This window comes from Helcococcus sp. SA-HE-C1 (assembly GCF_985670335.1).
Map to the genome: position 1 here is coordinate 757,242 of NZ_OZ484652.1, position 26,839 is coordinate 784,080.

General features: G+C 28.3%; 31 protein-coding genes and 3 tRNA genes. 3 read left to right on the forward strand and 31 right to left on the reverse strand.

The features are described from left to right. Nucleotide 1: 1 nt before the first annotated feature. From AC4KN9_RS03955 to AC4KN9_RS04035, 17 genes are all read right to left on the reverse strand, one after another. Nucleotides 2-628, reverse strand: a complete 627-nt coding sequence (locus tag AC4KN9_RS03955; RefSeq protein WP_491017350.1) for an MBL fold metallo-hydrolase — start codon at nucleotides 626-628, stop codon at nucleotides 2-4. A gap of 8 nt (nucleotides 629-636) precedes the next feature. Then, nucleotides 637-1,086, reverse strand: coding sequence for a D-aminoacyl-tRNA deacylase (gene dtd, locus AC4KN9_RS03960; protein WP_491017351.1), 450 nt, complete (start codon nucleotides 1,084-1,086; stop codon nucleotides 637-639). Continuing rightward, nucleotides 1,083-1,253, reverse strand: a complete 171-nt coding sequence (locus AC4KN9_RS03965; protein WP_491017934.1) for an ACT domain-containing protein — start codon at nucleotides 1,251-1,253, stop codon at nucleotides 1,083-1,085. Before AC4KN9_RS03965 ends, dtd begins: the two co-directional genes overlap by 4 nt. Nucleotides 1,254-1,257: 4 nt before the next feature. Beyond that, nucleotides 1,258-2,139, reverse strand: coding sequence for a TGS domain-containing protein (locus AC4KN9_RS03970; protein WP_491017352.1), 882 nt, complete (start codon nucleotides 2,137-2,139; stop codon nucleotides 1,258-1,260). Continuing rightward, a complete protein-coding gene (locus tag AC4KN9_RS03975; protein ID WP_491017353.1) occupies nucleotides 2,102-3,244 on the reverse strand; it encodes a RelA/SpoT family protein in 1,143 nt (380 codons plus the stop codon). Before AC4KN9_RS03975 ends, AC4KN9_RS03970 begins: the two co-directional genes overlap by 38 nt. A gap of 1 nt (nucleotide 3,245) precedes the next feature. Beyond that, nucleotides 3,246-4,994 carry a single-stranded-DNA-specific exonuclease RecJ gene (gene recJ, locus AC4KN9_RS03980; protein WP_491017354.1) on the reverse strand — a complete coding sequence of 583 codons (1,749 nt, stop codon included), beginning with the start codon at nucleotides 4,992-4,994 and terminating at the stop codon, nucleotides 3,246-3,248. 53 nt (nucleotides 4,995-5,047) lie between these two features. Then, complete coding sequence (gene yajC, locus AC4KN9_RS03985) at nucleotides 5,048-5,656, reverse strand: preprotein translocase subunit YajC (RefSeq protein WP_491017355.1); 609 nt, start codon at nucleotides 5,654-5,656, stop codon at nucleotides 5,048-5,050. A 3-nt stretch (nucleotides 5,657-5,659) separates the two neighbouring features. Then, nucleotides 5,660-6,781, reverse strand: a complete 1,122-nt coding sequence (gene tgt / locus AC4KN9_RS03990; protein ID WP_491017356.1) for a tRNA guanosine(34) transglycosylase Tgt — start codon at nucleotides 6,779-6,781, stop codon at nucleotides 5,660-5,662. 8 nt (nucleotides 6,782-6,789) lie between these two features. Beyond that, nucleotides 6,790-7,812: a tRNA preQ1(34) S-adenosylmethionine ribosyltransferase-isomerase QueA gene (gene queA, locus AC4KN9_RS03995; protein ID WP_491017357.1), complete on the reverse strand. Its 1,023-nt coding sequence runs from the start codon at nucleotides 7,810-7,812 to the stop codon at nucleotides 6,790-6,792. Beyond that, complete coding sequence (gene ruvB / locus AC4KN9_RS04000) at nucleotides 7,812-8,816, reverse strand: Holliday junction branch migration DNA helicase RuvB (RefSeq protein ID WP_491017358.1); 1,005 nt, start codon at nucleotides 8,814-8,816, stop codon at nucleotides 7,812-7,814. The genes queA and ruvB overlap by 1 nt, the downstream gene beginning before the upstream one ends. Beyond that, nucleotides 8,816-9,175: a Holliday junction branch migration protein RuvA gene (gene ruvA / locus AC4KN9_RS04005; RefSeq protein WP_491017935.1), complete on the reverse strand. Its 360-nt coding sequence runs from the start codon at nucleotides 9,173-9,175 to the stop codon at nucleotides 8,816-8,818. The genes ruvB and ruvA overlap by 1 nt, the downstream gene beginning before the upstream one ends. After that, on the reverse strand, nucleotides 9,130-9,405 hold the full coding sequence (locus tag AC4KN9_RS04010) for an OB-fold domain-containing protein (protein ID WP_491017359.1): 276 nt from the start codon (nucleotides 9,403-9,405) through the stop codon (nucleotides 9,130-9,132). Before AC4KN9_RS04010 ends, ruvA begins: the two co-directional genes overlap by 46 nt. Before the next feature lie 2 nt (nucleotides 9,406-9,407). After that, nucleotides 9,408-9,902 carry a crossover junction endodeoxyribonuclease RuvC gene (ruvC, locus tag AC4KN9_RS04015; protein WP_491017360.1) on the reverse strand — a complete coding sequence of 165 codons (495 nt, stop codon included), beginning with the start codon at nucleotides 9,900-9,902 and terminating at the stop codon, nucleotides 9,408-9,410. Beyond that, nucleotides 9,899-10,615, reverse strand: coding sequence for a hypothetical protein (locus AC4KN9_RS04020; RefSeq protein WP_491017361.1), 717 nt, complete (start codon nucleotides 10,613-10,615; stop codon nucleotides 9,899-9,901). Before AC4KN9_RS04020 ends, ruvC begins: the two co-directional genes overlap by 4 nt. A gap of 119 nt (nucleotides 10,616-10,734) precedes the next feature. Beyond that, on the reverse strand, nucleotides 10,735-11,676 hold the full coding sequence (locus AC4KN9_RS04025; protein WP_491017362.1) for an L-lactate dehydrogenase: 942 nt from the start codon (nucleotides 11,674-11,676) through the stop codon (nucleotides 10,735-10,737). A 79-nt stretch (nucleotides 11,677-11,755) separates the two neighbouring features. Continuing rightward, complete coding sequence (locus AC4KN9_RS04030; protein WP_491017936.1) at nucleotides 11,756-11,902, reverse strand: hypothetical protein; 147 nt, start codon at nucleotides 11,900-11,902, stop codon at nucleotides 11,756-11,758. 165 nt (nucleotides 11,903-12,067) lie between these two features. Further along, nucleotides 12,068-12,217: a formate--tetrahydrofolate ligase gene (locus tag AC4KN9_RS04035; RefSeq protein ID WP_491017937.1), complete on the reverse strand. Its 150-nt coding sequence runs from the start codon at nucleotides 12,215-12,217 to the stop codon at nucleotides 12,068-12,070. 668 nt (nucleotides 12,218-12,885) lie between these two features. Here AC4KN9_RS04035 and AC4KN9_RS04040 point away from each other — a divergent pair. Then, nucleotides 12,886-13,509: a coenzyme F420-0:L-glutamate ligase gene (locus AC4KN9_RS04040; RefSeq protein ID WP_491017363.1), complete on the forward strand. Its 624-nt coding sequence runs from the start codon at nucleotides 12,886-12,888 to the stop codon at nucleotides 13,507-13,509. A 38-nt stretch (nucleotides 13,510-13,547) separates the two neighbouring features. Beyond that, complete coding sequence (locus AC4KN9_RS04045; RefSeq protein ID WP_491017364.1) at nucleotides 13,548-14,069, forward strand: coenzyme F420-0:L-glutamate ligase; 522 nt, start codon at nucleotides 13,548-13,550, stop codon at nucleotides 14,067-14,069. Between the two features lie 392 nt (nucleotides 14,070-14,461). Here the strand turns inward: AC4KN9_RS04045 and AC4KN9_RS04050 are convergent, their stop codons facing one another. The 12 genes from AC4KN9_RS04050 to AC4KN9_RS04105 all read right to left on the reverse strand — a co-directional run bounded on the left by AC4KN9_RS04050 (nucleotide 14,462) and on the right by AC4KN9_RS04105 (nucleotide 23,641). Continuing rightward, a complete protein-coding gene (locus AC4KN9_RS04050; protein WP_491017365.1) occupies nucleotides 14,462-15,445 on the reverse strand; it encodes a hypothetical protein in 984 nt (327 codons plus the stop codon). A gap of 87 nt (nucleotides 15,446-15,532) precedes the next feature. After that, nucleotides 15,533-15,609: transfer RNA gene (locus tag AC4KN9_RS04055), tRNA-Arg, on the reverse strand. Between the two features lie 46 nt (nucleotides 15,610-15,655). After that, a tRNA-Gly gene (locus tag AC4KN9_RS04060) sits at nucleotides 15,656-15,730 on the reverse strand. A gap of 4 nt (nucleotides 15,731-15,734) precedes the next feature. Beyond that, nucleotides 15,735-15,811: transfer RNA gene (locus tag AC4KN9_RS04065), tRNA-Met, on the reverse strand. A 133-nt stretch (nucleotides 15,812-15,944) separates the two neighbouring features. After that, complete coding sequence (locus AC4KN9_RS04070; RefSeq protein WP_491017366.1) at nucleotides 15,945-17,048, reverse strand: ABC transporter ATP-binding protein; 1,104 nt, start codon at nucleotides 17,046-17,048, stop codon at nucleotides 15,945-15,947. Between the two features lie 5 nt (nucleotides 17,049-17,053). Further along, a complete protein-coding gene (locus tag AC4KN9_RS04075; RefSeq protein ID WP_491017367.1) occupies nucleotides 17,054-18,022 on the reverse strand; it encodes an N-acetylglucosamine kinase in 969 nt (322 codons plus the stop codon). A gap of 6 nt (nucleotides 18,023-18,028) precedes the next feature. After that, entirely contained in the window at nucleotides 18,029-18,208 is a 180-nt protein-coding gene (locus AC4KN9_RS04080; RefSeq protein ID WP_491017368.1) for a DUF6903 family protein, read from the reverse strand. Nucleotide 18,209: 1 nt separating this feature from the next. Next, nucleotides 18,210-20,372, reverse strand: coding sequence for a 1,3-beta-galactosyl-N-acetylhexosamine phosphorylase (gene gnpA, locus AC4KN9_RS04085; RefSeq protein WP_491017369.1), 2,163 nt, complete (start codon nucleotides 20,370-20,372; stop codon nucleotides 18,210-18,212). Between the two features lie 8 nt (nucleotides 20,373-20,380). Then, nucleotides 20,381-21,025: a carbohydrate ABC transporter permease gene (locus tag AC4KN9_RS04090; protein WP_491017370.1), complete on the reverse strand. Its 645-nt coding sequence runs from the start codon at nucleotides 21,023-21,025 to the stop codon at nucleotides 20,381-20,383. Beyond that, nucleotides 21,022-21,237, reverse strand: a complete 216-nt coding sequence (locus tag AC4KN9_RS04095) for a hypothetical protein (RefSeq protein WP_491017371.1) — start codon at nucleotides 21,235-21,237, stop codon at nucleotides 21,022-21,024. The genes AC4KN9_RS04090 and AC4KN9_RS04095 overlap by 4 nt, the downstream gene beginning before the upstream one ends. A 9-nt stretch (nucleotides 21,238-21,246) precedes the next feature. Further along, a complete protein-coding gene (locus AC4KN9_RS04100) occupies nucleotides 21,247-22,140 on the reverse strand; it encodes a carbohydrate ABC transporter permease (RefSeq protein ID WP_491017372.1) in 894 nt (297 codons plus the stop codon). Between the two features lie 58 nt (nucleotides 22,141-22,198). Next, nucleotides 22,199-23,641 carry a carbohydrate ABC transporter substrate-binding protein gene (locus tag AC4KN9_RS04105; RefSeq protein WP_491017373.1) on the reverse strand — a complete coding sequence of 481 codons (1,443 nt, stop codon included), beginning with the start codon at nucleotides 23,639-23,641 and terminating at the stop codon, nucleotides 22,199-22,201. Nucleotides 23,642-23,794: 153 nt separating this feature from the next. Here AC4KN9_RS04105 and AC4KN9_RS04110 point away from each other — a divergent pair, with 153 nt between their 5' ends. Next, a complete protein-coding gene (locus AC4KN9_RS04110; protein WP_491017374.1) occupies nucleotides 23,795-24,682 on the forward strand; it encodes a helix-turn-helix domain-containing protein in 888 nt (295 codons plus the stop codon). A 28-nt stretch (nucleotides 24,683-24,710) separates the two neighbouring features. Here the strand turns inward: AC4KN9_RS04110 and AC4KN9_RS04115 are convergent, their stop codons facing one another. Continuing rightward, a complete protein-coding gene (locus tag AC4KN9_RS04115; protein WP_491017375.1) occupies nucleotides 24,711-25,709 on the reverse strand; it encodes a D-2-hydroxyacid dehydrogenase in 999 nt (332 codons plus the stop codon). A gap of 11 nt (nucleotides 25,710-25,720) precedes the next feature. Then, on the reverse strand, nucleotides 25,721-26,773 hold the full coding sequence (locus AC4KN9_RS04120; RefSeq protein ID WP_491017376.1) for a PTS sugar transporter subunit IIC: 1,053 nt from the start codon (nucleotides 26,771-26,773) through the stop codon (nucleotides 25,721-25,723). Nucleotides 26,774-26,839: the final 66 nt, after the last annotated feature.

The following is a 26,839-nucleotide window of genomic DNA, read 5'->3' on the forward strand; positions in this document are numbered from 1 at the left end:
ATTACTCCTTAACTGCGGGTACGAATGGATTGTACATTTTTTCCTCACCTACTGTTGTATTTTCTCCATGTCCCGGCAATAACTTAATATCATCTGAAAATTTGTAAATTTTATTTCTAATTGAATCTATGAGATCTCTTTGATTGCAACCCTTTAGATCAGTTCTTCCAACAGCTCTCTTAAATATTAAATCACCACAAAATATTATATTGCCAAGTATTATAGATATACTATCATAACTATGTCCTGGTGTTGAGATGTATTTAAATATTTCAAATTCTCCAGAATTTCCTTCTAAATAAATATCTGCATCAGTAGTCATTTCTGGTATATAAGTACCTGATGCATTTAAACTAATATCATGTAGATAATCCTTAGTAAGCTTATGAGCAACAATCTTTGCTCCATATTTTTCTCTCCAAAAATCAACATGATAGATATGGTCCCAATGTCCATGAGTAAGTAAAAGATATTTAACATTAAGATTTAATTTTTCTATCTTATCTGTAAAAGGTTTAGTTTTTGTTGGTGCATCTATTATATATGCATCTTTACTTTCTTCATCATAAATTAAATATGAATTTGTATTAATTGGATTATTACCATCTTTTAATATTTGTATTTTCATAAATACTCCTAGTAAAGTTTACTTGAATCTAACTGTATCGTTACAGGACCATCATTGCTATATTCTATTTTCATATCTGATCCAAATACACCGGTGGATACATTACTTACTTGCTTTTTTATTTCTCTAACAAATTGATTATATATTTTTCTTGCAAAATCACCTTTTGCAGACATCATATAATTAGGCCTATTTCCCTTTCGCACATCTCCAAACAATGTAAATTGTGATACTATCATAATATCACCACTTATATCTTTAATTGATAAATTCATTACAGAATTTATATCATCAAAAACTCTTAAACCTATAACTTTTCTAACTATATAATCTAAATCTGATTGTTCATCTTCTTTATGTACCCCCAGATAAACTAATAGACCATTATTTATTTCAGAATATAAGTTTTTATCAATATACAACTTTGCATAATTAACTCTTTGTATTATCGCTCTCAATTTTGCTCCCTATACACATCTATTGTACCATCTATTTTACGAATAATATTAAATATCTTATTGATTTCATCAACATTTTTAATTCTAATTGACAATTGAATATTTATTGTTGTATCAGAATTAAGTCTTGTATTAATACTAGTAATATTAAATCCGGCCTTAGATATTTTTTTAGTAAGATTCTGCTAAATATCCTGGTTTATCTATTATTATAATTATAATAACCACATTAAAACTAGAATCTGAATTTCTATTCCATTTAACGTCAATTAATCTTTCTTTATTCCTTAAGTTATTAATATTATTACAATCTTTTCTATGAATTGAAACACCATGCCCATTTGTTATATATCCTATAACCTTATCTCCAGGAACAGGATTACAGCATTTAGCATATTTGACATCCAAATTAGATATATCATCAATTGTAATACCTTCAGATACATTATAATTTTTATTAACTTTATTATCAATTTCAATATTAGCTAAATTTGAAAGTTCCTTTTCTTTCTTAAATTTTTCATCATATTTTTCTTCTAAAAATTTAATTACATTTTCAATATTTAAACTTTGTTCTCCAATTGCACTGTATAAATTTTCAATACTATTTTTATTGAATTTCTCTGCAGACTGCTGTAACCATTCTTTTTGAAGTATTTTAGAAAGATCATATCCCTTTCTTCTAACTTCTTTTTCTAATAAATCTTTTCCTTCATCCAGATTTTTATCTTTTGACTTCTTCTTAAAATATGATTTAATTTTATTTTTTGTATGTGTGCTTACAACAAATTCTAACCAATCAATATTTAGGCAGGTTGAGTTTTTAGAAGTTAATATGTTTACGATGTCACCAGTCTTTAATTTATAAAATAAAGGTTGAATTTTACCATTTACTTTTGCTCCAACACATCTATTTCCTACCTCTGAATGCACTTTGTATGCAAAATCAACAGGAGTAGAAGACTTTGGTAAATCTATAACATCACCTTGTGGAGTAAATACATATACTTCATCATTAAAAAGAATCTCCTTTAAATGAATCCATAAATTCATATGCACCCGTATCTTTTCCCCACTCTATTAATTGTCTAATCCAATTTAATCTACTATCAAAATTAGAAACTTTCTTTTTACCTTCTTTATACTGCCAATGAGAAGCTATACCAAATTCTGCGTTTTGATGCATATCTTCAGTTCTGATTTGTACCTCAAATATCTGCCCATTTTCACCAATTACTGTAGTGTGAAGTGATTGATAAAAATTAGGTTTTGGCATAGCAATATAGTCCTTAAATCTACCTGGTAATGGTTTCCAAAGGTTGTGAACTATGCCTAAAACAGCATAACATTCACTTATATTCTTAACAATAACACGAACAGCAATAGAATCAAATATATTATCTATTGTTGTATCCTGTTTTTTCATTTTATTATATATGCTATAAATTCCCTTAGGTCTACCAGAAATATTATAATTTACGCCTATTTTATCGAGTTCTTTAGATAAATTTTCTACAATAATATTAATTATTTTTTCTCTTTCAGACCTCTTTTGATCAATTTGTTGTGCTACAGAATAGTATGAAATAGGATCAATATACCTTAAGCATAAATCTTCTAATTCCCATTTTATAGTATTAACCCCTAGTCTATGAGCAATAGGAACATATATTTCCAATGTTTCATGAGCAGTACTTATTTGCTTATCTCTCTTTTTGTATTCAAGTGTTCGCATATTATGCAATCTATCAGCCAATTTAATTATTATTACTCTGATATCATTTGCCATTGCAAGTACCATCTTTCTGATACTTTCAATTTGAGTTTCTTCTTTGGTTTTGTATTGAAGATTTTTTAATTTTGTAACTCCATCAACTAATACAACTATTTCTTCTCCAAACTCTTCTTCCATTTTATCTTTTGGATAGTCTGTATCCTCTAAGACATCATGCATTAACCCAGCACATATGGTTTCATCATCCATTTGTAATGATGCTAAAATCATACATACTTCTACAGGATGAACAATATACTCTTCACCAGAATTACGTACTTGTCCCTTGTGCATTTCACGAGCAACATTAAAAGCTTTTGTTATTAATTCAACGTCTGGATTATAATTGTATTCTTTTATTTTGTTAATTAATCTATCTAACATATTACCTCATTGAAGTTATTAATAATTGAATATTTCTATAAAAATTATACTCATTTATGTTTAATTTATATGCAATATCAATTTTTCTATTTTCTAAATTTTTAATTGACATAATATCTTTTACATCGTATTTTTTTGAAAATATCTTATAAAAATATTCCACATCAAAAGAAATCCCTTGTAATCTTTTATTATCTTTTTCTAAAATTAATTTTACAACATTTTTATTTTTTCCAATTACGTCTATTTTTCTCACTATTACATCTTTAGAAGCAAATATTGGTTCACTAAATCCAAAACCATATGGTCTTAAATATTCTTTTTCATATATAATTTTTTCGTTAATTTGTGAAAAAGAAAGATTATAATCAATTTCTATTTCTTTACTAAAGTCTTCCGTAGTTAACGTACTTGCATCATTTATTTTCTTTCTAAATTCATCTAAATAATTTTTATTAAAAGATATTCCACACGCCATTTTATGGCCCCCAAATGAAATATAATCATTTCTATACTTATTTAATTCAACGAACATATTATAGGCTGCAATGCTTCGACCACTTCCTTTTAAAAAATCTTTGTTTTCAGAATATGATAAAACTATAGTAGGTTTATTATATTTTTCTTTTATTTTTCCAGCAACAAGCCCACAAATTGATTCGTGTATAGATTTATCATATACAACTATTATATCATCTTTGTAAAGTTTTTGAGAATTTATTGTCTCAATGGCTCTTTCTTCTCCATTTATTGTCATTTGCTTTCTTGTTTCATTTAAATCAATTAATGTTTTTGAATATTTTTTTCTTATATCTTCGTCTTCTTCTAGAAATAATTCAACTCCAAGATTTGCCGTATATATTCTTCCTGATGCATTTATAGTTGGACCAATGATAAAGCCTATAGTGTAGATATTTACCGGAAAATCTAAATTTCTTGTTTCTAAAAGAGTTGATAGTCCTTTTAAAGGTGATTCATTTATTTTTTTTAATCCTTCTATAACTAATACTCTATTCTCATCTATTATTTCCATCATGTCACAAACAGTACCCAACGTAGCAAGTTGAATCAATTCTATGAAAATGTTTTTATCGAGTCCGATTTGTTTTCCATATAAATGATGAATTGACTCTATAAATTTATAGGCAACCATTGCACCACATATCCCTTTAAAAGGATACATACAATTGAATTGATGAGGATTTACTATCGCATTTGCATTTGGCAATACTTCTTTTCCTTCAAAAATAATAGGCTGATGATGATCAGTTACTATAACTTTTATTCCATTTTCTCTTGCATAATCAATAGGTTCAATAGCAGAAATACCATTGTCACAAGTAATAATTAATTTTACGTTATCTTGTATACACTCATCAATAATTTTTTTATTAATACCATATCCATCTTCGACTCTATCAGGAATGGTATATGTGATTTTATCATAAAAATCTTCTATACCTTTAATTAAAATAACGGTAGCTGCAACACCATCCTGGTCATAATCACCAACAACTCTAATCTTCTCATCCTTCATTATTGCAGAAAACAAAATATCAACGCTTAATTTCATATCTTTCATCAATAGAGGGTCATGCATATTGTTTATATCATGGGAAACAAATATATTCACCTGATCGGGTGAACTAATTCCACGATTCGCTATAATCATTTTTTGAAAATTAGTTAGTTTATCTGTATCTATTTTTTTATAAAGTTCTATTTGGTTAATTAAATACCAGTTTTCCATAATTTCTCCTTGATAAAAAAAATGAAAAGTAATAAACTTTTCATTTTTCTAAATTATTTTCTTGGATTTATATTTATAAATCTATCATTATTTTCATTAGGTTTTGTGATAACTCCCAATTCTGTCAATTGATCTAATATATTTGTAGCTCTTTCTTTTTCAACTCTAAAAGTTTTTTGAACTTTATCTTCATTACCAACTTCTTCAATCACTACAAATTCGTAAACATCTTCAATTAGAATATCTAATTCTTTATCTATCTTCTTAGCTTTTTTCAATTCTTTAATCTTATTTATAAATCTTACATCATTTCCATAAGATAAATCTCCAACTGGTGCTCCTGCAAATGGATTTTCATGGTTTGTTTGATCCTGTGGATTTTCAACGTATGAAATTGCTTGTTTTAGAAATTCTAATTTAACTCTTTCTGGTCCAGATTCTAAAATAAATGAATCCCCTTTTAATTGAACAACTTCTCCCCTCATACCTGCTCTTGTAATAATATGATCTCCAATTTTTAAGTTATCTAAAGTTTCCTTAAATTGCTTTTGTTGTTTCTTTTGTGGTTTTATTATCATAAAATAAAATATTAAACCAATTACACCAAACATTATTAATGGTGAAATCAATGATCCTACTCCTTGTGCTTGTGCTAAATACATATGTTAATCCTCCTTTGAATATCCATATTCTTTATAAAATTCTTCCTTAAACTCTAAAAATCTATCTTCTAATATAGACTTTCTTATATTATTCATCAAATTCGTTAAAAAGTAAAGGTTGTGATATGAAATTAATCTTGCTCCTAAAATTTCTCCAACATTTACTAAGTGTCTAATATATGCTCTCGTATAATTTTTACAGGTATAGCAATCACATTTATGATTTAATGGAGTAAAATCTTCCTTAAAACTTGCATTTTTTAGATTCATTTTACCTTTTGATGTAAGTGCAGACCCATTCCTTGCGTTTCTTGTAGGAAGCACACAGTCTGCCATATCTATTCCAGCTTCTACCGATTCAAATAAATAATCTGGTGTGCCTACTCCCATATTATATCTAGGCTTATCCTCTGGTAAAAGCGGTGTAGTATATCTTAAAATATCAATCATTTGTTCCTTTGTTTCTCCTACACTTAAACCACCAACTGCAAATCCATCACAATCTCTTTTTATAGTTTCTTCTGCAGATTTTTTTCTTAAGTCCTTAAACAATCCACCCTGTACTATACCAAATAGTGCTTGATCTTTATTTGTATGAGCTTTTATACATCTATCCAACCATCTAAGAGTCATTTCTAATGATGATGCAACATACTCTTTTGTTGCTTCGGGATATACACATTCATCAAAAGCCATCATTATATCCGCACCTAGATTTTGTTGAATTTCGATAGATTTTTCAGGAGAAATAAATTGTTTAAATCCATCAATATATAATCTAAATGTAACTCCTTCTTCACTTATTTCATTCATATCACCTAAACTAAAAACTTGAAAACCACCACTATCTGTTAATATCGGTTTTTTCCAATTCATAAATTTGTGTAAACCACCTGCTTTTGCAATCAAATTATCACCTGGTCTTAAAAATAGGTGATAAGTGTTCCCTAAAATTATCTGTGCGTTTAATTCTTCTAATTCCTCAACAGTCATAGTCTTTACCGTTGCTCTAGTACCAACTGGCATAAATACTGGTGTTTCAATATTTCCTCTACTTGTATGTATAATACCAGCTCTAGCCTCGCATTCTGAGGATTTTTTGACTAATTCATATTTAATCAACATTACTTCTCCTAACTAATAAACATAGAATCACCAAAACTAAAAAATCTATAATTATTTTCTTTGGCCTTTTCGTATGCTTCCAAAATACTTTCCCTATTATAAAATGTGCTTACTAACATAATTAACGTAGATTTAGGCAAATGAAAATTAGTTATTATACCATCAACAATCTTAAATTTATATCCTGGAAAAATAAATATATCCGTCCAATCACTATCAGCTTTTATTGAACCAAACTTACTATAAATTGATTCAAGAGTTCTAACAGATGTTGTACCTACTGCTATTACTCTTTTACCTTTATCTTTTGCATTTATAATTTTCTTTGAATTTTCTTCTGTTAACTCATAATATTCACTATGCATTTTATGATTTTCAATTTTATCATCAGAAACAGGCTTAAATGTCCCTAATCCAACATGCAATGTTACATAAGCTATTGTAATACCCTTAGCTTCGATTTTATTCAATAATTCTTGACTAAAATGTAGTCCCGCTGTAGGGGCTGCTACTGAACCATCATTTAGGGCGTATACTGTCTGATATCTAGATTTATCTGATAAATATTCTGTAATATATGGTGGTAATGGCATGTTTCCTATTTCTTCAAGAATTTCATTAAAAATTCCTTCATATTTCATCTGTATGACTCTATGTCCTTCAGAAGTAATATCAATAACTTTACCATTCAATTTTTCGCTAAAAATTACATTAACACCTATTTTCATTTTTTTACCTGGTTTAACAAGACATTCCCACTTCTTATCGCCTACATTTTTCAATAGAAAAACTTCTATAGCCTCTTTCCTATCCTCTCTATGACAAAAAATTCTTGCTGGTATAACCTTTGAGTTATTTACAACTAAACAATCACCTTCATTTAGATAATCTATGATGTCATAAAAATGCTTGTGTTTAATTGTATTGTCTTTTCTATTTAATATCATTAATTTAGATTCAGTTCTTTTATCCTCTGGATGTTGAGCAATAAAAGATGGATCCAATTCATAATCAAAATCTTTTGTGTTCATTAATCTTCCTCGTATCTTAATCCAAAATGTTCGTATGCTTTTTTAGATAAAACTCTACCTCTAGAAGTTCTATTTAAAAACCCAATTTGAAGCAAATATGGTTCATACACATCCTCAATTGTAATTGCTTCTTGACCTATTGCTGCTGCTATTGTATCAATACCAACAGGCCCACCTCCAAAATTATCTGCAATGATTTTAACTATTTTATAATCTAATTTATCTAATCCCATACTATCCACTTCGAGAAATTCAAGTGACTTTTTCGCAGTGTCAATATCAATTTTTCCATTATTTTTAATGTCTGCATAGTCTCTTACTCTTTTTAATAGTCTATTTGCTATTCTAGGTGTTCCCCTTGATCTTTTACCAATTTCAATTGTAGCTTCTTTGTCTATATTTGTTTTTAAAATAGAGGCTGATCTTTCAATAATATGTGATAAATCCTCATTTTTATATAGATCCAGTTCAAGTAAAACTCCAAATCTATCTCTAAGCGGTGATGAAAGCATACCTGCTTTTGTGGTAGCACCAATTAGTGTAAATTTTTCTAAATCAATCCTTAAAGACTGAGCAGACGGACCTTTACCCACAATAATGTCCAGCGCAAAATCTTCCATAGCAGGATATAATACTTCTTCAACCGATTTATTTATTCTATGTATTTCATCAATAAATAAAACATCATTTTCATTTAGATTAGTTAAAATACTTGCTAGGTCCCCTGGTCTTGTTATCGCTGGTCCAGATGTAACTTTAACATTTACTCCCATTTCGTTTGCTATAATATGTGACAATGTGGTCTTTCCTAAACCTGGAGGTCCTTGTAATAGGACATGGTCTAAACTTTCATTTCTTCTTTTACTTGCTTCTATAAATACAGCAAGTTTTTCCTTTGTTTTATTTTGTCCTATATATTCTCTTAACCATCTCGGTCTAAGTGAATACTCATTTAAATCATCATCTAAAATTCTATTTGATTCTATAATTCTATTTTCTGACATTATATCCTCTTTAATGCTATTTTAATAATATCTGGTAATTCCATATTATTTGTATCTAAATTTTTAATTATATTCTCTGCATCACCCTTATTATAACCCAAGTTTACTAACGCATCTACTGCAAAATAAAAGTTGTTATTTTGCTTTGTATTTAATATATCCGAGCTAACATTTAAGGACTTAAGTTTATTTATGTCTATCTTATCAGATAAATCAAGTATTATTCTACTAGCAGTTTTTTTCCCTATTCCTTTAGCTTTAGATAGACCATCAATATCATTTTCAATTATAGCTTTATTTATTTGATAAACAGTTAAACTTGAAATAATTGCAAGAGCTGCTTTTCGCCAACACCAGATATGTTATTTAAAGTTAAAAACATTTCTACCTCGTCAAAATCTAAAAATCCATATAATTCTATAGCACTATCATTTACATTGAAATGCGTATATATTTTTCTGGTTTCTCCTTTGACTATTGAAGAAATGTGTCTTTCTGACATAAAAATTTTATATCCAATATTATTATTTTCTAAAATAATGTAATTTTCCCTTATAATATTAATTTCACCAATTATGTATGAAAACATCTTCACCCCATTTTGTACATTTTTTTTAATTTTCCACTAAAAGAATGACATATAGCTATAGCTAGTGCATCAGCAGCATCATCTGGTTTTGGTAATTCTGATAAATTAAGAATCCGCTTTACACCTTCTTGCATTTGTATTTTAGTAGCACGACCATAACCAGTAATAGCCGTTTTTATTTGCAATGGAGTATATTCATATATATCTAAATTTTTTAGTTTTGTAGCTAATACTTCAACACCTCTTGCCTGACTAACATCAATAACTGTTTTACTATTTTTTTGATGAAATAATTTTTCAAAAGCTACTTCATCTGGTCTAAAGTCATCGATTAAAGAATTCATTTCATTAAATATAATAGCTAATCTTTCTTGAATACTTTTATTTGCTTTAGTTTGAATACTCCCATATTCTAAAACTTTTATTTTATTTCCTTTAACTTCAATTACTCCATATCCAACTATTGCTAATCCAGGGTCTATTCCTAAAATTATCATTGATACCTACACAATACTGCATCATTTAGTGAATTCCAAAATTGATTAAAATATGCTATATTCAGACTTCTGTTGATGTAGAATTTTGCTTTACTATAAATATGTAATAATTCATTTATAGTTAAATTTTTTCCTTCTAATGTTAATATGTCTGTGTTACTATAGTCGACTATGACTTGCTTGTCCATATAGAAGTTAACTCTAAAAAATTTATTTTTAATGTATTTGTCCAAAAACAAATTAATATGATATTCATTATTTGAAACAATTTTTGACTTAATTAATGCTTTTTTAACTTCTTCCTTAAATTTTTCTACATCCTTATCTTTACTATCATGAAACAAACATTGCATTGTAGATAGTTCATTTGGATTAAATTTTTTTAATGATAAAATTTCTAATGTATCAATCAAGTTATTAAAGTTTTGTGCATTTCTATATCCCTTGATTGTAAAAGCCATTTCAAGTCTATTTAAATCTTCTGAAACTAATTTACTAATGGCGTCTACAATAGATTTTTTATCTTTCCTGCTTCTTATACTTCTTCTTAAACCCGTCAAAAGTGCCTTTGTAACGATATATTTAGGAATAAAATTATATCCTATCCTATTATTTTCAAGCCAAGATAATAGCAAGAAAACAGAATCTGGATCTTCATTATATAAAAATTGATATTCTAAACTTCTTTCAAAGTCTACACTTTTTTCTTGCATCTCTCACTCCAATTACTTTTTTATGTATTTAAAATTATACTATAATATAAAAAATATTTCCATTTAAAAATCAAAAAATCTAGATTTAGATTCTAGATTTTGGATGTTAAATATTTTTCTTAAAATGAATCTTGAATTATGCTCTTTAATGTGTTAATAGATTCATGCATTCTCTCTTTTTCAATATCTGTAAGTGGTACTTCCAATACTTTATGAACTCCTTCATTATTTAATACTGCTGGCACACCTATATATACATCTTTCGCATCATACTCACCATCAAGATATGCTGATACAGAAAAAATACTATTTTCATCATTTAATATAGCCTTTGTTATTCTCGCTAAAGCAACAGCTATACCATAGTATGTAGCACCTTTTCTATTTATTATTTCATATGCTGCATTTCTAACTTTATTAAATGAATTTAACAATATATTTTCGTCTACATTGTGGTCATGTTGGTTAACCCACTCATTAATTGGAAGTCCACCAATATTAGCATGTGACCAAACAGGAAATTCTGTATCTCCGTGTTCTCCCATAATATATGCATGTACAGATCTTGCATCTACATTTGTTAACTCTGCGATTTCTTTTCTAAATCTTGATGAATCTAATACAGTTCCTGAACCAATTACTTTATTTTTAGGAAAACCTGAGAATTTCCAAGTAGCGTATGTTAATATATCTACAGGATTTGTTGCTACTAGGAATATTCCATTAAATCCGGAGGATACAACTTCATCAACAATATTTTTAAATACTTTAAGATTTTTATCCACTAACTGCAATCTTGTCTCACCTGGTTTTTGAGGTATGCCAGCTGTAATTACAACTATACTGGCATCCGAACAATCTTCATATTTTGCTTTATATATTTTCTTAGGAGCTGTAAAAGCAAGAGCATCAGATAAATCCATTGCATCACCTTCAGCCTTTTTTTCATTTAAATCAATAATACCTATTTCTCTTCCAATACCTTGTATGGTCAAAGCAAATGCATAACTTGAACCTACAGCTCCATCTCCAACGATTATTATCTTATTTTTCTTTGACATTTTATCCTCCAGATATTTAGTTAATATTATAATTTTATTATACCCAAAATTTATAGTTAATAATATGCCAATAATCACACTAAGATATATTGACAGTATTTCTCTTTTCATCTACATCTATATTGTTGACTGGAAATTTTGTAAATTCTGGCATACTTAATACTTTATTAAGGTATATAACTACAAAGCCTGCTCCACTTCTAATATTAATATCCGTCACTGTTATTTCAAAAAATGATTCCTTCTCAAACTTTGACCCCTAAAATATATTAATTTTTCTAAATCCTCTTTTATTCATATCGATAACATATTCAAATTCAACTTTATCAAATTTTAATTCATTTCCTTGAAATATATGATTATTTATAAGCATCATAATTACATTATAATCTTAAGGTATAGCGTGTAAATCACCATTGATGTGTAAGTTAATTCCATTCATTGGTACTACTTGTGTATATCCTTCACCTGCAGAGCCACATTTTTTTTCAAGAACTGGACCAAAAGAAGATTCTCTTAATGTAACTATAGAATTTTTTATTTAATTCATCAAAAAGACCCACAGTAACCGTAAACTTACCTTCTCTTGTTGAAGTGGTGTTTATGTACGTCACTAGAATTAGATTTTTTGATAAATTATTAAAATTATTAATTTTAGTTTTAGAAATTTTTCTTCAAATTTTATTTTTATAGTTATTAAAATACATCATAAGTATACTTAATAAGACAATTGTATTCAACTCGATTCTTAAAAATATATTTGTATTTTATATATATTTAATATAAAATATTTTCGTAATAATGTTGCAAAAAAAATATATGAAGGGTTAATATGAAACTCAAAATTATGCAGACTCAAAAATGGTAATCATCTCTTAATATTTATGAATGATGTATCAAGATATCCTGTCATAAATGAATACATTGTTACTTTATTTAATATTATGACAGTTAAGCAATACAGTGATATTAAGTCGTTAAAAAATGAAATATATGATATAGTCAAAAGTATCTTAAAAGAATTCAATCCTGATTTATAAGGTATTAAACTTAAATTTGATAGACACTGGGAGATGAAATCCTTCTTATTTACAAATATTGATGAAATTTACGCTGGTAATATAAAAGTTTATCAAATGATAAATATATTGAACCACTTGAGTTATATAATATAATGTTTAACTCTAAAAAATAATAAGGAGTAAAAATATGACAAGATTAATAGGTACTACCGCAACTGGTATTAGACTTCCAATTGTAAAACAAGATGATAATTTGGTGAAAATTGTTACTGATTGTTTTATTGAATCAGTAAATGAATTAAAATTCGATGTTAAAAATACGGACATTATTGGAATCACCGAATCATTACTTGCAAGAGCACAAGGTAATTATGTAAAACTATCCGATATTACCGAAAATATTAACAATAAATTTAGTGACGAAATAACATTAGTGCATCCAATATTAAGTAGAAATAGATTCTTAAATATCCTTAAGGCTATAGCAAATACAAATAAGCGTGTAAAAATTTATTTATCTTATCCTTCAGATGAAGTTGGTAACTTAGTAATGGATAGGTATGAAATAATGAGAAAAAATGTAAATATCTACAAGGACACGCTTACTCAAAAGCAATATATCGATTTATTAGGTGAACAATATTTACATCCATTTACTAATATAAATTATCCAGAAATTTATAAATCAGTTTTTAAAAGTGGACAGGTCGAAATTCTTTATAGCAATAATCTATATGATATTGCAGAAAATTCTAATTCAGTTTTAATTGCAAATATACACGACAAGAATACTTCAAAGAATTTTTTATAAATAAAGGTCTAAAAGAGGTTTACACTTTAGCTGATATAATGTCAGCACCTGTTAATGGATCAGGATATAATTCAGATTACGGACTATATGGTTCAAATCTTTCATGTGATAATTCATTAAAATTGTTTCCTAGAGATGCCAAAAAATTTGTAGATGAGGTTCAAATTTCAATATTAAAGAAAATTGGTAAAAAAGTTGAAGTAATGGTGTATGGTGACGGAGCGTTCAAAGATCCTGTAGGTAGGATTTGGGAGCTTGCTGACCCTGTAGTATCTCCAGGATTTACTGATGGATTAATTGGTAGACCAAATGAAATTAAAATTAAATATTTAGCTGATAATGATCTTGTTAATATTACTGGAGATGAAGCGGTACATGCAATTAAAAACTTAATTAAAGATAAAAATGAAGAAGTTGATAATAACTCTAAACTTGGTACAACACCTAGACAAATAACCGACTTAGTTGGTTCTTTATGTGATTTAATGAGTGGTTCTGGTGACAAAGGTACACCGGTAATTTATATCCAGGGTTATTTTGATAATTATTCAAATGAATAAAAGAGGGGAAATCCCCTCTTTTATTTTTTTAATAATTTGATTCTATTTTAGTATTCAATACTTTTAATGTCATTTCGTTAGCTTTTTCCATACATTTAATTTCTTTTTCTGTTGCATCTTTTGATTTTGGACCATTATTTATATAATCAGAAACTAAGTGAACTCTTGTCCCTCTTCCTTTTTCATTATTTCAATACATAGTCCATATAGTGTGATCAATAAGAACAATAGATTCAACTTCATTATCTTTATTTGTTTTTTTATTTTAACTTCTACAGTAACTTCATGTTCAGTCCTATAATCTCTTAAAGAATCCAACTTTGATTTGAAAACACATTACCAAGAGAATAGTAACAATAACCAACTCTTTTATTCCTTGTAATATATTTACTCTATTTTTTATACATACTATTCTTATAATTATATACTTCTTTATTTTCGTTTAATATAACAATTTCTGTATCCCCAGAAATAGAATTAACACCATTTTCAATTTTGCTTAAATATGTTATATACTCATCTTTAGCTTCATTTTTCGACTTAATTATAAAGTTTACTTTGTCTTTTATTGTAGCCTCAATTTCACCTTCAATTAAAAATCTATTTTCAGTTACTTGATTTTTTTCCACTAAATTTATCTCTTTAATTATTTTACCATTTTTTTCAATCATTAATGTATGATTTGTAAAATTAGATTTTCTAAATTTGTCTATCTTTTTTATCGTGTAGTCATAATTATAAGTGATTTTTTTAGGTTCAACTTTTACCTGCTTTTTATCGTAAACATAGAAAATTTTATCAAATACTATATCACCATATTTAGTTTCATCTGAGAGCATCTTCTCCTCAAAGTATGGTGTAAGTTTAAATATTCTAGATGTAGAATTATTTCCAACAGAATTTTTATCAGTTTCATCTAAAGAGTTATTAAGTCCTTTAACATTTGCGTATGTTGGAATATTTTCATTTAAATTAACATTGATAATACGCTCAAAAAAATTATTATTTTTATTTAATTTGTACAAATTATTTTTTTCATTAAAAATTTCAATTTCAATTTTATCGCTTAAAATCTTAGGTAATAAACTTAATTTTATTTCCACTTTTTCTCCATTGAAATTTATAACTTCAAAATTATATTTCTTTTCAAAATTAGTAGTATCTTCTTTATAATCTAATATTTTTTTTACCTTCTCTTTCAAATCAATACTGCTGTCTTCTAAACGAGTTATTTTATTTGCTAAATTTTCAACTTCTTTCTTTTGTGAGTTATTAACGTTTTTTATCTTCTTATCTAAAAATCCAATTTTATAAGCTATAAAAAACAAACTTAGTAGTATAAGTATAGAAACTAATAGAGATTTTTTATCTTTCATTATTTATCCTCTTTCAATATTATAATTTACTTGGTATTATATTATATTTTAAATTAAGTAAAAAAAGACTACTTTATCTGTAGTCTTTGGCGCGTCATAAAGGATTCGAACCCTTGACCTTCTGGTCCGTAGCCAAACGCTCTATCCAGCTGAGCTAATGACGCAAGAATATTAAATAAAATAAAAACTCAGTATATACCGAGTAAATTTTGGAGCGGAAGACGAGATTCGAACTCGCGACCCTCGCCTTGGCAAGGCGATGCTCTACCTCTGAGCCACTTCCGCAGGTTGGTAGCGGTAGACAGATTCGAACTGCCGACACTACGGGTATGAACCGTATGCTCTAGCCAACTGAGCTATACCGCCAAATTTTCAACAACATAATTATATTACCATTGAAAAAAGATATTGTCAAACTTTTTTTTTGATTTAAGCTTTATGAAAATATAGGAAATTACAATTTTAAATAAAACTGTAATTTCCAAATAAATTCAAATAACTAAAGTGTTATATTTTCTGATGTTTCTGGATCAAAGAAATGTAGTTTATCGGGATCAATATATAATTTGATTTTATCATTTCTTTCTACAGGATTATCAGAATTAATTCTAGCTACAATTTTCTCATTATTTACATATAAATGAAGATGTTTTTCTGATCCTAATAATTCAGACAGTCTTACATCTGATATAAATGGCATATTTGTAGTCCTATTTTCATCATAAATATGCTCCGGTCTAATGCCTACAATTAAAACTTTATCTAAAGAATTATTCAATTCTATCTTTTTACCTTTTTCTTCATTTAATGGTAGCTTTACTCCATCAAATAGTGTAATAAAGTATTTATCATTTTCTTTATTTACAGTAGATTTTAAAAAGTTCATTTGTGGTGAACCTATAAATCCTGCTACAAATTCATTTACAGGATAAAAATACACATTATGAGGGGTATCTACCTGTTGTATAATACCATCCTTCATAATAACAATTCTATCTCCCATTGTCATAGCTTCAGTTTGATCATGTGTTACATATATAAATGTGGATTGTAATTCTTCGTGCAAATTAACAATTTCTGATCTTGTCTGCACACGTAATTTTGCATCTAAATTTGATAAAGGTTCATCCATTAAGAAAACTTTTGGACTTCTAACAATTGCTCTACCTAAAGCAACCCTTTGTCTTTGTCCACCTGATAGAGCTTTTGGTTTACAATTTAAAAGTCTTTCTATACCTAATATATTTGCAGCTTTTTCAACTTTTGTATTAATCTCCTCTTCAGAAATTTTCTTTAATTTTAATGCATAACTCATATTTTCTTTTACAGTCATATGAGGATATAATGCATAATTTTGAAATACCATTGCGATATCTCTGTCTTTTGGTTCTAAATCATTAACTAACTTATCACCAATATATAATTCACCTTTTGTAATATCTTCAAGTCCTGCAACCATCCTTAAAGTTGTTGATTTTCCACAACCTGAAGGACCAACAAATACTATAAACTCTTTATCTTCAATTTCAAGATTAAAATCAGTTACAGCTTGAAATCCCCCCTCATATATTTTATAAATATTTTTAAAACTTAATCCTGCCATTTATCTTAACCTCTCAATCTATTTATAACTTCTTCTGATACATTACCCTCAGATTTCTTATAAGCCATCAAAGCAGAACCAATATGCGGTTCTATAGTTGTGTATACTATTTTAATTCTCTTATCTACATAAAGGAGTTTTTTTATTCTATCAACTAAAACATCTCCCATGTTAAATACTCCGCCTGTAAATGATACAAAAATATCTTCATCTTTCTTAAAATTCAGTTTTTGTATTACTGCTTCTATTGAAATCTTAGCCTCGTACGCAATTTCATCAATTACTTTATCTGCATGTTTATCACCTTGTAAATATGCTTCTAGTATAATTGGTGATAGTGTTGCAACCTTATTTCTTTCACAATTCATTTCATCGATTGTTATTCCTATTATTTCAAAATCAGAATTTAAATTCAATTTGTTTTTAACTATATCGTACAATGGACCTTTTTGATATCTTCCGTCAGACTCTTTTGCAAATATCTCAATAACTTTTTTTGCAATCCAAAATGCTGAACCTTCATCTCCGCAAAAATCACCCCATCCAGATGATCTAGCTTCATTTCCCTGGTAATCAATTCCATAAGCAATTGCACCGGTTCCTAAAACCATATTTACACCAGGTCTTAGCGCTTGTCCTGCAGCCCATCCAGCTACACAATCATTTCCACAGCTAAATCTATCATGTCCCAATATAGATTTAAAACTATTATGAACCTGATCAATTAATTCAGGATATTCTCCATATGCTGGAACTCCTGCGAAAACAAAAGAGATATCTTCAAGTTTAAGTTGTGAAGCCTTTAATAAGTCATTAATTCCTTCAGTTATAATTTGTTCAAATTCATCCTTACTTACTTGTTTAATGTGAATGGTCCCTTTAACTGTTTCTGAAAGTAGTTTACCATTTTCGTCAATAATGGAAAAAGCTGTTTTTGTCCCGCCTCCATCAATTCCTAAAAATATTTTATTCATAATATCCTACTTAAATTTCCTATTATATATCCATAGACTAAACAATAAAATTGCTAAAGATATAAATTGGATACCAAGTCCCTTTAAGCCAGGGATTTTTCTACCTGTCCATTGTAAATATAAACCAACTATTGTTCCTATTGTTATAACAATACGTCTTATATTATCTTTTTTATACATATCCATATTAAACCTCATCAATCCATTTAATTTCAGCTACGTCAAGTTTAACCTCTTGCATATTACCATTTCCGTCATATACATTTGTAATTATTTCCTTATCTGAATTGTTTAAGATAGCATATTTTTTAACATCTGGATATGCTGCAACTTCAACATTAGTATCTTGAGCAAAATATTTATACAACTCTTTTTCTTTATTCGATACAAAATGTATGGCTCTCTTTAAGATTCTATTATTTTGTAAACTATGTGGCATACCAGACATATAAAATGCTCTTCCCTTACCGTATTGATTTGTAGCCATGTGTACTTCATTATTTGAGTATTCTATAATTTGTGTTTTTTCTGATGTTGCAAATACATTTGAAGTCGATTCTCCAAATTCAAAATCTTCTACACAATCTTCAGTAATAAAGTGTTTATCAACAGTCTTATTAAAGTATTTATTGGTACTTTGCCCAAATCCTAACTCTTTATCTAAGCCAAATATATCATGTAATTGGAAGAATTTTCCTTCTCTTTGATATGCTGATGGTTCACCAATTCCGATTAACCCACCACCATTATATACATATTTTCTTATTTCACTCAATACCTTTTCATCTTTAAATGCATCTCCACCACTAAATGCGGTATATGCATCACCAGCATTGATTACAGCATCAAAATCTTCTAGTCTTCCATTTTTAACATCCTCAAAGTTAATAAAATGTACATCCATATCCATACCAGATAATGCTTCCATCATTCCCATGTATGAATAACTTAATTTATACCATTTACCATGTGCTACAATATATGGTTGCCATGCTCTTATTTTACCCCAGCTATTTAAAATAGCCACTTTTGCTGATGAATATGATTTATTGTTTTCAACTATTTCAATTATAGATTTAAACTCATCTGCTACTTTAGCAATATAATCCATAAATTCTGGGAATTTATATGCCAATGATAGATACCCCCCATAACCAATTCTATTTATAGGTTTTCTCATAATTGCTCTTCTTGCGGTCAACCAATTATGTCTGGCTTCTATTGTTGGATCATTACCTTCATAAAAAGTATCAGGGAAAAAGTATGGTAAAAATCTTCCTTCTGTATATTTTACATCTTCTATATCACTTATTATTCTTAAAGTAACTCCATCTCCTACAGAACCAACAACTGCATCTAATCCGATATTTTTGAAATATTCTCCATGAGGTTCAGTTCCTATCCAGTTATCACCTAAGAACATCATTGCTTCTTTTCCAGCTGCATGAACTTTATCTACTAATTTTTTTGCTTTTTCTGTTACTTTTAGTTGTACAAATTCTTGATAATCCTTAAATTCTTTTGAAGGTACTCTAAATGGTGAATTATAAAATCCTTCATCCACGATAAATTCAGGTCTAAATTTATATCCATATTTTTCTTCAAATTCTGTTATTAATTCTGGAGAAACTGATTGAGAATAACCAAACCAATCAACATACTTTTCTTTTCCTTCTTCATTAAATACAATTGTAAAATGATAGAAGAATGTAGTAAATCTAACTACATCTGTTTTAGGATTTTCTTTTAACCATCTATCTAATTGTTCTTCCATAAATCTAGAAGAATTCGGTTTAATCATATTAAAAGGAATTTGGTGTTCTCTATCTCCCCAATCATTTGTTATATGATTATACATAGATGTAGTATCCCATATAGCATCTGCTAAAAATGAAAGTGTGTATTGATGAAATTCTTTAGCATTTTTAATTATAACTTGCTCATTTTTTTCATCTACTTCCCAATTATCAGTTGGCACTACTTCTCCCTTTGTCCAATCAATTACTTCCCACCACTTATGTGGATCATGTTTATAATCAGGTCTTACTTGTTCTCTAAAATACCCTTTCATGATTGGAATCTTTAACGTGCTGGATGTAGCAGTATTATATTCTGTCATTAAATAAAATTGTTGAACTTCATCCATGTTTTGTTTTGCAAAATCATTATATTCTCTTGCAACAAAATATGTTGTATAAATCTTGGCATCTAAATCTTTAATATCTTCTGGTAACTTTGTTCCATCACTGTCTCTTAAGGCATCTGCTCCCAATAAATTCATACATTTTTTTGTTTCTTCATAAAAATTTGCTTCACTTGGAAGTGTAAGTCTACCTACTACTTTTTTCATAATTACTCCTAACCTTTATCTCCACCTACCATCATACCTTCGGTAAGTTGTTTTTGTACTAAAATATATAAAATTAATGTTGGTAACATTACAATAACTAGACCAGCATATAATGTACCATAATTTGCTGCACCCCTTGCAACTTGTTGTAAATTAATAAGTCCTACTGGCAATGTCTTTCCTGCTGAAGAATTTATTGTCAATGAAAGAATATATTCATTCCAAAAAGCTAAAAAGTTAAATAAAATAACTGTTATTATACTTGGTTTTGCCATTGGTACCATAATATCAACCATTGTTCTAAAATATCCAGCTCCATCAACATATGCAGCTTCCTCATAAGTTTTCGAGATAGCTCTAAAAAAGTTTGTAAGTAAATATATTGTAAATGGTAATGCCGTTGCTGCATAAATTAACGCTAGAACAAATGTATTATTTAGAAAAAATGTTGTTTTAAGTAATCTGTTCCAATTTAGTAGCATTAAAAATATCGGTATTACTATATATGATAAATTAACAAATAGCCCAGCCTTAAGGTATGAATTTAAGAATCTAAATCCAAAAAATTTCATTCTTGCTAAAACATAAGATGCTGGTATCCCTATTATTAATAATAATACTAATGCTAGTGAGGTAGTAATTATTGAGTTCAAGAAATATTCCCCATCTTAGCTTTTGACCATGCGTCTGCAAAATTTCTAAACTGAAGTCTGTTTGGTAAATCCCACGCATTACCACCTACAAATTCTGCATCATTTTTTAATGACGCTAAAAACACCCATAAAACAGGAATTAAAATTAAGATAGCAAGGGTAATAATACTTACGTATATAAATAATTTATAAGTCTTTGATGTATTTTTCATTATTCCCTCCTAGAATTGAATTAAATCTCTTTTTGTTATATGACTAACTATTGATGACAATCCAAATGAGAACAAGAACACAATAACACCTATTGCTAGCCCATAACCAAATACAGAGTTTGTGTACGCTTGATCATACATATAATTTAATAATGTTGCTGATGATCCATTTGGTTTAGAGTCTGTAAGCACCTTAACAATTTGGAACGCTATATTTATATTAGATATAACATAAAATGTAAGTGTTGTTCTAACTGTCTCCCATGACAAAGGTAGCGTAATATCGAAAAACTGTTTCATAGGGCCAGCTCCATCAATATTTGCTGCTTCATATAAATGTTTTGGAATTTGTGACATTGTAGACATATACATAACCATATAATAACCTACTGCTTGCCAAATCATTGCCCCAGCGATTGAATATACAACTAAGTTTTCATCACCAAGGAATGAAATATTACGCCAGGTTTCGGGATTCATTAATCTAAATAGCCCGTTTATTAATCCATCATCCTGACCATAAATTACTGCAAAAATAGCGGCAATAACTGCAATGGAAAGGATGTTAGGAATATAAAATATAATTCTAAAAAAAGTCTGCCCTTTTATATTTTCTTTGGTAAAAACAGATGCAAAGAAAATTGCCATTATCATAGTTACAAAAGTTACCATAACTATTAAAAATACAGTATTTTGAAATGCGGTTATAAATTTATCATCATTTAACAACTTTCTAAAATTTTCTAATCCTATAAAAGTTTTATCATTTGATAATCCTCCCCATTTATATAAAGAATTTCTAAATATATCCAAGGTCGGTAATACCATAAATATTGTGTATAGGAGTATAGCTGGAAATGAACTTAAAAAAATAAATACCTTTTTATTTTTACTACTTTTCATAATATCTCCATTCTAAAAAAATAGGCGATGGACCTACGTCCACCGCCGTATTGAATTATTATTGTTTATCAATAGCTTCTTTTATTGCTTTAATAGTTTCAACGAAATCGTTATGCCATTGTTCAACAGTTTTTGATCCATTCATTACACTGTCAACGTTTTGGAATAATTCTCCTGTTGATTTTCCTTCTACAGCTGGTGATGCTGCAAATGATCCTAAAGCAGGTTTAACGCCACTTTCATAAACTTTGTATACATTTTTCATAAAATCATCTTTTACTAAATCTGCTGCTCCAGTTATAGGTTGGATTGCACCACCTTTATTTACTTCTTTTTCTACACCTTTTTCATCAACTTCTTTTGTTGGATAAGTAGCTGCGAATAATTTAGCTGCTTCATCTGAGTATAGGTATGATACAAAAGCTTTAGCTAATTCAGGTTCAGCTGCTTTTTTGAAAATGAAAGCTTGTTCAAAGAAGGTATATGCATATCTACCATGTTCTGATTTTAATTCAGGTAATGCCATGAATCCCCATTTGAAGTTTTCTGGAGTTGATTTAGCCATTTCCCCTACAATCCATGTACCGTTTGGCATAAATAATGCTTTACCATCGATTACTGATTGTTGATTTTTTGTAAAACCTTCGTTGTTAGCTTGAGCTACTGTATTTGGTTCTAGATAAGGTTTGATTTTACCAATTGTTTCAAATACTGGTTTAGCGTCTTTTTTCCATGCATCAACGTCATAGTTCATTAATTTATTGAATAAATCTGGTCCACCAACTTCATTAATTAAAGCATATGTGAAACCGTCAAAATATCCTGTTGTTGGATAAGTAAATAATGATTTTCCATCAGCTTTTGCTGTTTCTCCAAGTTTGAAGAATTCATCAAATGTTTTTGGTAAGTCATATTTTCCGCCATTTTCCTTAAATAATGATGCATTATACCATAGTCCTGTTGGTGAATAGAATAATGGAGCCAAATATGTTTTTCCATCTCCGTAAGGATTTGTCATAAATGTATCCAAGAAACCAGGTAGAATTTTTTCTTTAACTGTCTTTTCTTCACCTAGTACTTTTTGATTTAGCATATCTGTTATATCCATTAAAGCTTTTTCTTTAATCAATGTTTCTGTAAATCCAGATTTTGCACCAATACTATAGTACATAACATCAGGAATATTATTTGCTAAAATTTGAGGTCTGATAACTTCATCGATATTTTTTTCGATAGTTGCCTCAACCTTAGCACCAGTTTTTTCCTCAAATTTTTTGATTACTGCTTTCCATGCTCCGTCACCATAACCACCATTAAACCCAGCAAATTTTAATGTTTTTCCTTTAAATTTACTTGAATCATTTTCTGCATCTTTTTTAGTTTCTGTTGACTCCTTCTTTGTTTCTTTTTGAGTTTCTTTATTTTTTCCACCTCCACATGCTACAAGTGAAAATACCATAATTAACGCTAAAAATAACGCTAAAAATTTCTTCTTATTCATTTTGCCCTCCTATTTTTTTATGTAACTATATTATATCATGAAATCGATACCAGTATATAAATATATTTATTATAATTTTATATATATTGCGTTATATCTTTCTTTTTATAAATTTATTTGATAAAATAAACTCATATAAAGGAAGGTAGATATATGAATAAATTTGGCAAAAATAACAGTTTTAATGAATTTCTTAAAATAAATGCGAATTTAATATATTCTAATAGAGTGACAGTAAATAGAAATTGGCAACCAGAATTACATACTCATCCTCATACCGAGATATTCTATGTTATAAAAGGGTCAGGAAAACTTATTCTTAAAGATTCAGAAATAGAATTAAGAACTAATGATTTCTTAGTTATCAATTCTAATTTAATGCATACTGAAGCAAACGCACATTCTAATAAAGACAATTTTAAGGAATTAGAATATCTTGTTATAGCTGTAAAAGGTATATCAATTTCAGAACTTAATGCTAGTAAAGATAACGATAAATTTATAGATTATTTTATAAATAAATATATTTTTAAGATTTCTTTTGAAAACAATGATAATATATTTTTTGATTTAATGAAGCGAATTCATAATGATTTTATAAACAAGAATCCATATTATACTGAATACTCTAACTCATTGTTAAATATGTTATTAATTGAGATATTAAGACATAACAATAAAGAGATTTCTATAGAAAACGATTTTAAGAAAAATAAACAATTAGAATATATAAAAAATTATATTGATTCACATTTTGCAATGGATTTAAAATTAGATGTGTTGTCAGAAATTGGATATATCAATAAATACTATTTAATTCATCAATTTAAGAAATTATATGATATTACACCAATGGATTATGTAAATCATGTTAGATTAAATGCTGCAAAAGATTTGTTAAAAAATTCAGACTTGACAATGCAAGAAATCTCTTCTACTGTTGGCTTTAATTCTCAGTCATACTTCAATCAACTTTTTAAGAAAAAAACGAATTTAACACCATCAAAATATAGAGATATACATACTAGAAAAATCGAGTAGTAATTACTACTCGATTTTTGATTTTTCATTATTCATTTACAATAAATTCATCTTCTCCATTTTCTAAATAGTTTTTTGATGAATCTAAAGCCTTTTGAACTAAGCTAGTTACTGCTGTTTCAGTAAAATATGCTGTATGAGGTGTATATAAAATATCATCTCTTTGTATCAATTGTAAAAATATATCATCTTTTATTTCTTGTCCTCTTAAATCTTTAGGAACAAATTGTCCCTCAAATTCATATACATCTAAACCAGCTCCTAGTAATTTTCCACTATCTAGGGCTCTAAGCAAAGCCTCTGTATCAACTAATGCTCCTCTACCAGAGTTGATTAAAATTGAATTATCTGGCATTAAGCTTAAAAATTCATCATTTATAATATGATGATTTTCTTTTGTTGCTGGCATGTGTAAGGAAATTATATCAGATTGTTTTGCTAATTCTTTTACACTGTCGATATAAGATAGATATTCTTTAGCTTCATCATTTGGGTAAAGATTATATCCAATAACTTTCGCACCTAGAGCACTAAATAATTTAGCTGCAGCTCTACCTATTCTACCTGTTCCCAAGATACCTACTGTTAATGTTCTCATTTCTCTAGAAACAAGTCTCTTTTCCCATGAAAAATTGTGTTCTTTAACATTTTTAACAATTTTCTTAATATTTCTTGAAATAATTAAAGAAGCTGTAACAGCGTGTTCAGCTATAGCATTTGGTGAATATGAAGGTACATTTGTTAATTTAATGCCTAAATCTGTTAATTTATCAACTTTATACATATCAACTCCTGCTGATCTTGTTGAAAATATTTTAATATTATTTTCTTTAGCAAAGTCATAAACAGAATCTGGTATTTCTTTTATTTGAGATATACACACAGCATCAGCATCTACTAATAAATCTTTAGTCTCTTCACAGAGATCTTCTTCTGTTACAACTAGTTCAATGTCTGAATTTTGCTCTTCCCATTCTTTAACTGCCTTTTCTTCTACTTCTTTATAATTAAAAAATACTATTTTCATAAATCACCTTTCTATTTTTCTTGTCCATAAACAAAAATATTTCTATCATATAATTTCAATACTTTTGTACATAAAATATCTATTAGATATGCTGATGTAAACGGTATTATAAAAAATACAAATAATAATACCAATATACTCTTAAACATACTTCCATTCATAAATGATAATGCATTAATAGGGCCTACAAGACCTGAAAACCCAAAGCCTGCTGATGCAGTTGTCCCTTGTATATTAAATAAATAAGCCAATAAACCTGTAATTATAGCATTTGCTATAAGTGGAATATTCATAATCGGATATCTTAACCAATTAGGCATAAACATTTTCATAGAACCTAAAAATACTGAAAGTGGAACACCTATTTTATTTACATACATAGCTCCTACTATTAATGTCATTGCTGCAGAAGCAATACCTAAGTTAGCAGCCCCTGACGCTAGACCTTCAAGACCTACTGCATATGCTATTGCAACTGTTGATATAGGTGAAACTATTATTAAGGCAAAAGATATTGACAATAAAACGCTCATGAGTAATGGTTGAAGTTCTGTAAAGTTACGTATTATATATCCAATAGCTGTTGTAATTTGCTTTACATAAGGTAGTAGTAGTATAGATATTGTACCTACTATTAATACAACTATAACTGGAGATAAAATCATTGTTAAACTGCCTAATTTACCTCTAATTAAACTTAATAGGTACACAGCCATAGCACCAGAAATCATCGTGTTTATTAAATCGCCTATACCCTTAGCTACTAAACCAGCATCTGTTGATACCAATATACCTGAACCTATCATTGTAGCTACCCCTACTAAAGCAGTCTCAATTGGCTGTAATTTGAATTGATAACCAATGAATACACCAACTAAAAGGGGTGTAGCTGATTGAGATACTAATAATATTGTACGAATAGTTTGAAATATTTGTGCTTGTGATGCTAACGCCTTAAATATTTCACCTAATATAGCATTTGGTATTAAACCCACTACTATACCCATCGCAGTTCCGTTAAGGATTTTCATTAAAAATCCGTTTAATTCTATTTTATTTTCCATAAAATAACCTTCCTTTTCTCATAATTTCTCCATTAATATATTAACACTTCGTTATTTACTTGTCAA

What these genes read in the sequence shown, in the direction of transcription:
- AC4KN9_RS03975 (WP_491017353.1), bottom strand. Translation starts at nt 3,244, where the DNA reads ATGTTAGATAGATTAATTAACAAAATAAAAGAATACAATTATAATCCA.
- ruvC (WP_491017360.1), bottom strand. Translation starts at nt 9,902, where the DNA reads ATGATAATTTTAGGAATAGACCCTGGATTAGCAATAGTTGGATATGGA.
- AC4KN9_RS03955 (WP_491017350.1), bottom strand. Translation starts at nt 628, where the DNA reads ATGAAAATACAAATATTAAAAGATGGTAATAATCCAATTAATACAAAT.
- AC4KN9_RS04025 (WP_491017362.1), bottom strand. Translation starts at nt 11,676, where the DNA reads ATGTCAAAGAAAAATAAGATAATAATCGTTGGAGATGGAGCTGTAGGT.
- ruvB (WP_491017358.1), bottom strand. Translation starts at nt 8,816, where the DNA reads ATGTCAGAAAATAGAATTATAGAATCAAATAGAATTTTAGATGATGAT.
- queA (WP_491017357.1), bottom strand. Translation starts at nt 7,812, where the DNA reads ATGAACACAAAAGATTTTGATTATGAATTGGATCCATCTTTTATTGCT.
- AC4KN9_RS04050 (WP_491017365.1), bottom strand. Translation starts at nt 15,445, where the DNA reads ATGAAAGATAAAAAATCTCTATTAGTTTCTATACTTATACTACTAAGT.
- tgt (WP_491017356.1), bottom strand. Translation starts at nt 6,781, where the DNA reads ATGTTGATTAAATATGAATTAGTCAAAAAATCCTCAGAATGCGAGGCT.
- AC4KN9_RS04020 (WP_491017361.1), bottom strand. Translation starts at nt 10,615, where the DNA reads ATGCAAGAAAAAAGTGTAGACTTTGAAAGAAGTTTAGAATATCAATTT.
- AC4KN9_RS04095 (WP_491017371.1), bottom strand. Translation starts at nt 21,237, where the DNA reads ATGAAAAATACATCAAAGACTTATAAATTATTTATATACGTAAGTATT.
- AC4KN9_RS03970 (WP_491017352.1), bottom strand. Translation starts at nt 2,139, where the DNA reads ATGAATTTATGGATTCATTTAAAGGAGATTCTTTTTAATGATGAAGTA.
- AC4KN9_RS04070 (WP_491017366.1), bottom strand. Translation starts at nt 17,048, where the DNA reads ATGGCAGGATTAAGTTTTAAAAATATTTATAAAATATATGAGGGGGGA.
- AC4KN9_RS04040 (WP_491017363.1), top strand. Translation starts at nt 12,886, where the DNA reads ATGACAAGATTAATAGGTACTACCGCAACTGGTATTAGACTTCCAATT.
- gnpA (WP_491017369.1), bottom strand. Translation starts at nt 20,372, where the DNA reads ATGAAAAAAGTAGTAGGTAGACTTACACTTCCAAGTGAAGCAAATTTT.
- AC4KN9_RS04100 (WP_491017372.1), bottom strand. Translation starts at nt 22,140, where the DNA reads ATGAAAAGTAGTAAAAATAAAAAGGTATTTATTTTTTTAAGTTCATTT.
- AC4KN9_RS04075 (WP_491017367.1), bottom strand. Translation starts at nt 18,022, where the DNA reads ATGAATAAAATATTTTTAGGAATTGATGGAGGCGGGACAAAAACAGCT.
- AC4KN9_RS04080 (WP_491017368.1), bottom strand. Translation starts at nt 18,208, where the DNA reads ATGGATATGTATAAAAAAGATAATATAAGACGTATTGTTATAACAATA.
- AC4KN9_RS04120 (WP_491017376.1), bottom strand. Translation starts at nt 26,773, where the DNA reads ATGGAAAATAAAATAGAATTAAACGGATTTTTAATGAAAATCCTTAAC.
- AC4KN9_RS04110 (WP_491017374.1), top strand. Translation starts at nt 23,795, where the DNA reads ATGAATAAATTTGGCAAAAATAACAGTTTTAATGAATTTCTTAAAATA.
- AC4KN9_RS04010 (WP_491017359.1), bottom strand. Translation starts at nt 9,405, where the DNA reads ATGTTTTCATACATAATTGGTGAAATTAATATTATAAGGGAAAATTAC.
- recJ (WP_491017354.1), bottom strand. Translation starts at nt 4,994, where the DNA reads ATGGAAAACTGGTATTTAATTAACCAAATAGAACTTTATAAAAAAATA.
- AC4KN9_RS04045 (WP_491017364.1), top strand. Translation starts at nt 13,548, where the DNA reads ATGTCAGCACCTGTTAATGGATCAGGATATAATTCAGATTACGGACTA.
- AC4KN9_RS04115 (WP_491017375.1), bottom strand. Translation starts at nt 25,709, where the DNA reads ATGAAAATAGTATTTTTTAATTATAAAGAAGTAGAAGAAAAGGCAGTT.
- AC4KN9_RS04105 (WP_491017373.1), bottom strand. Translation starts at nt 23,641, where the DNA reads ATGAATAAGAAGAAATTTTTAGCGTTATTTTTAGCGTTAATTATGGTA.
- yajC (WP_491017355.1), bottom strand. Translation starts at nt 5,656, where the DNA reads ATGTATTTAGCACAAGCACAAGGAGTAGGATCATTGATTTCACCATTA.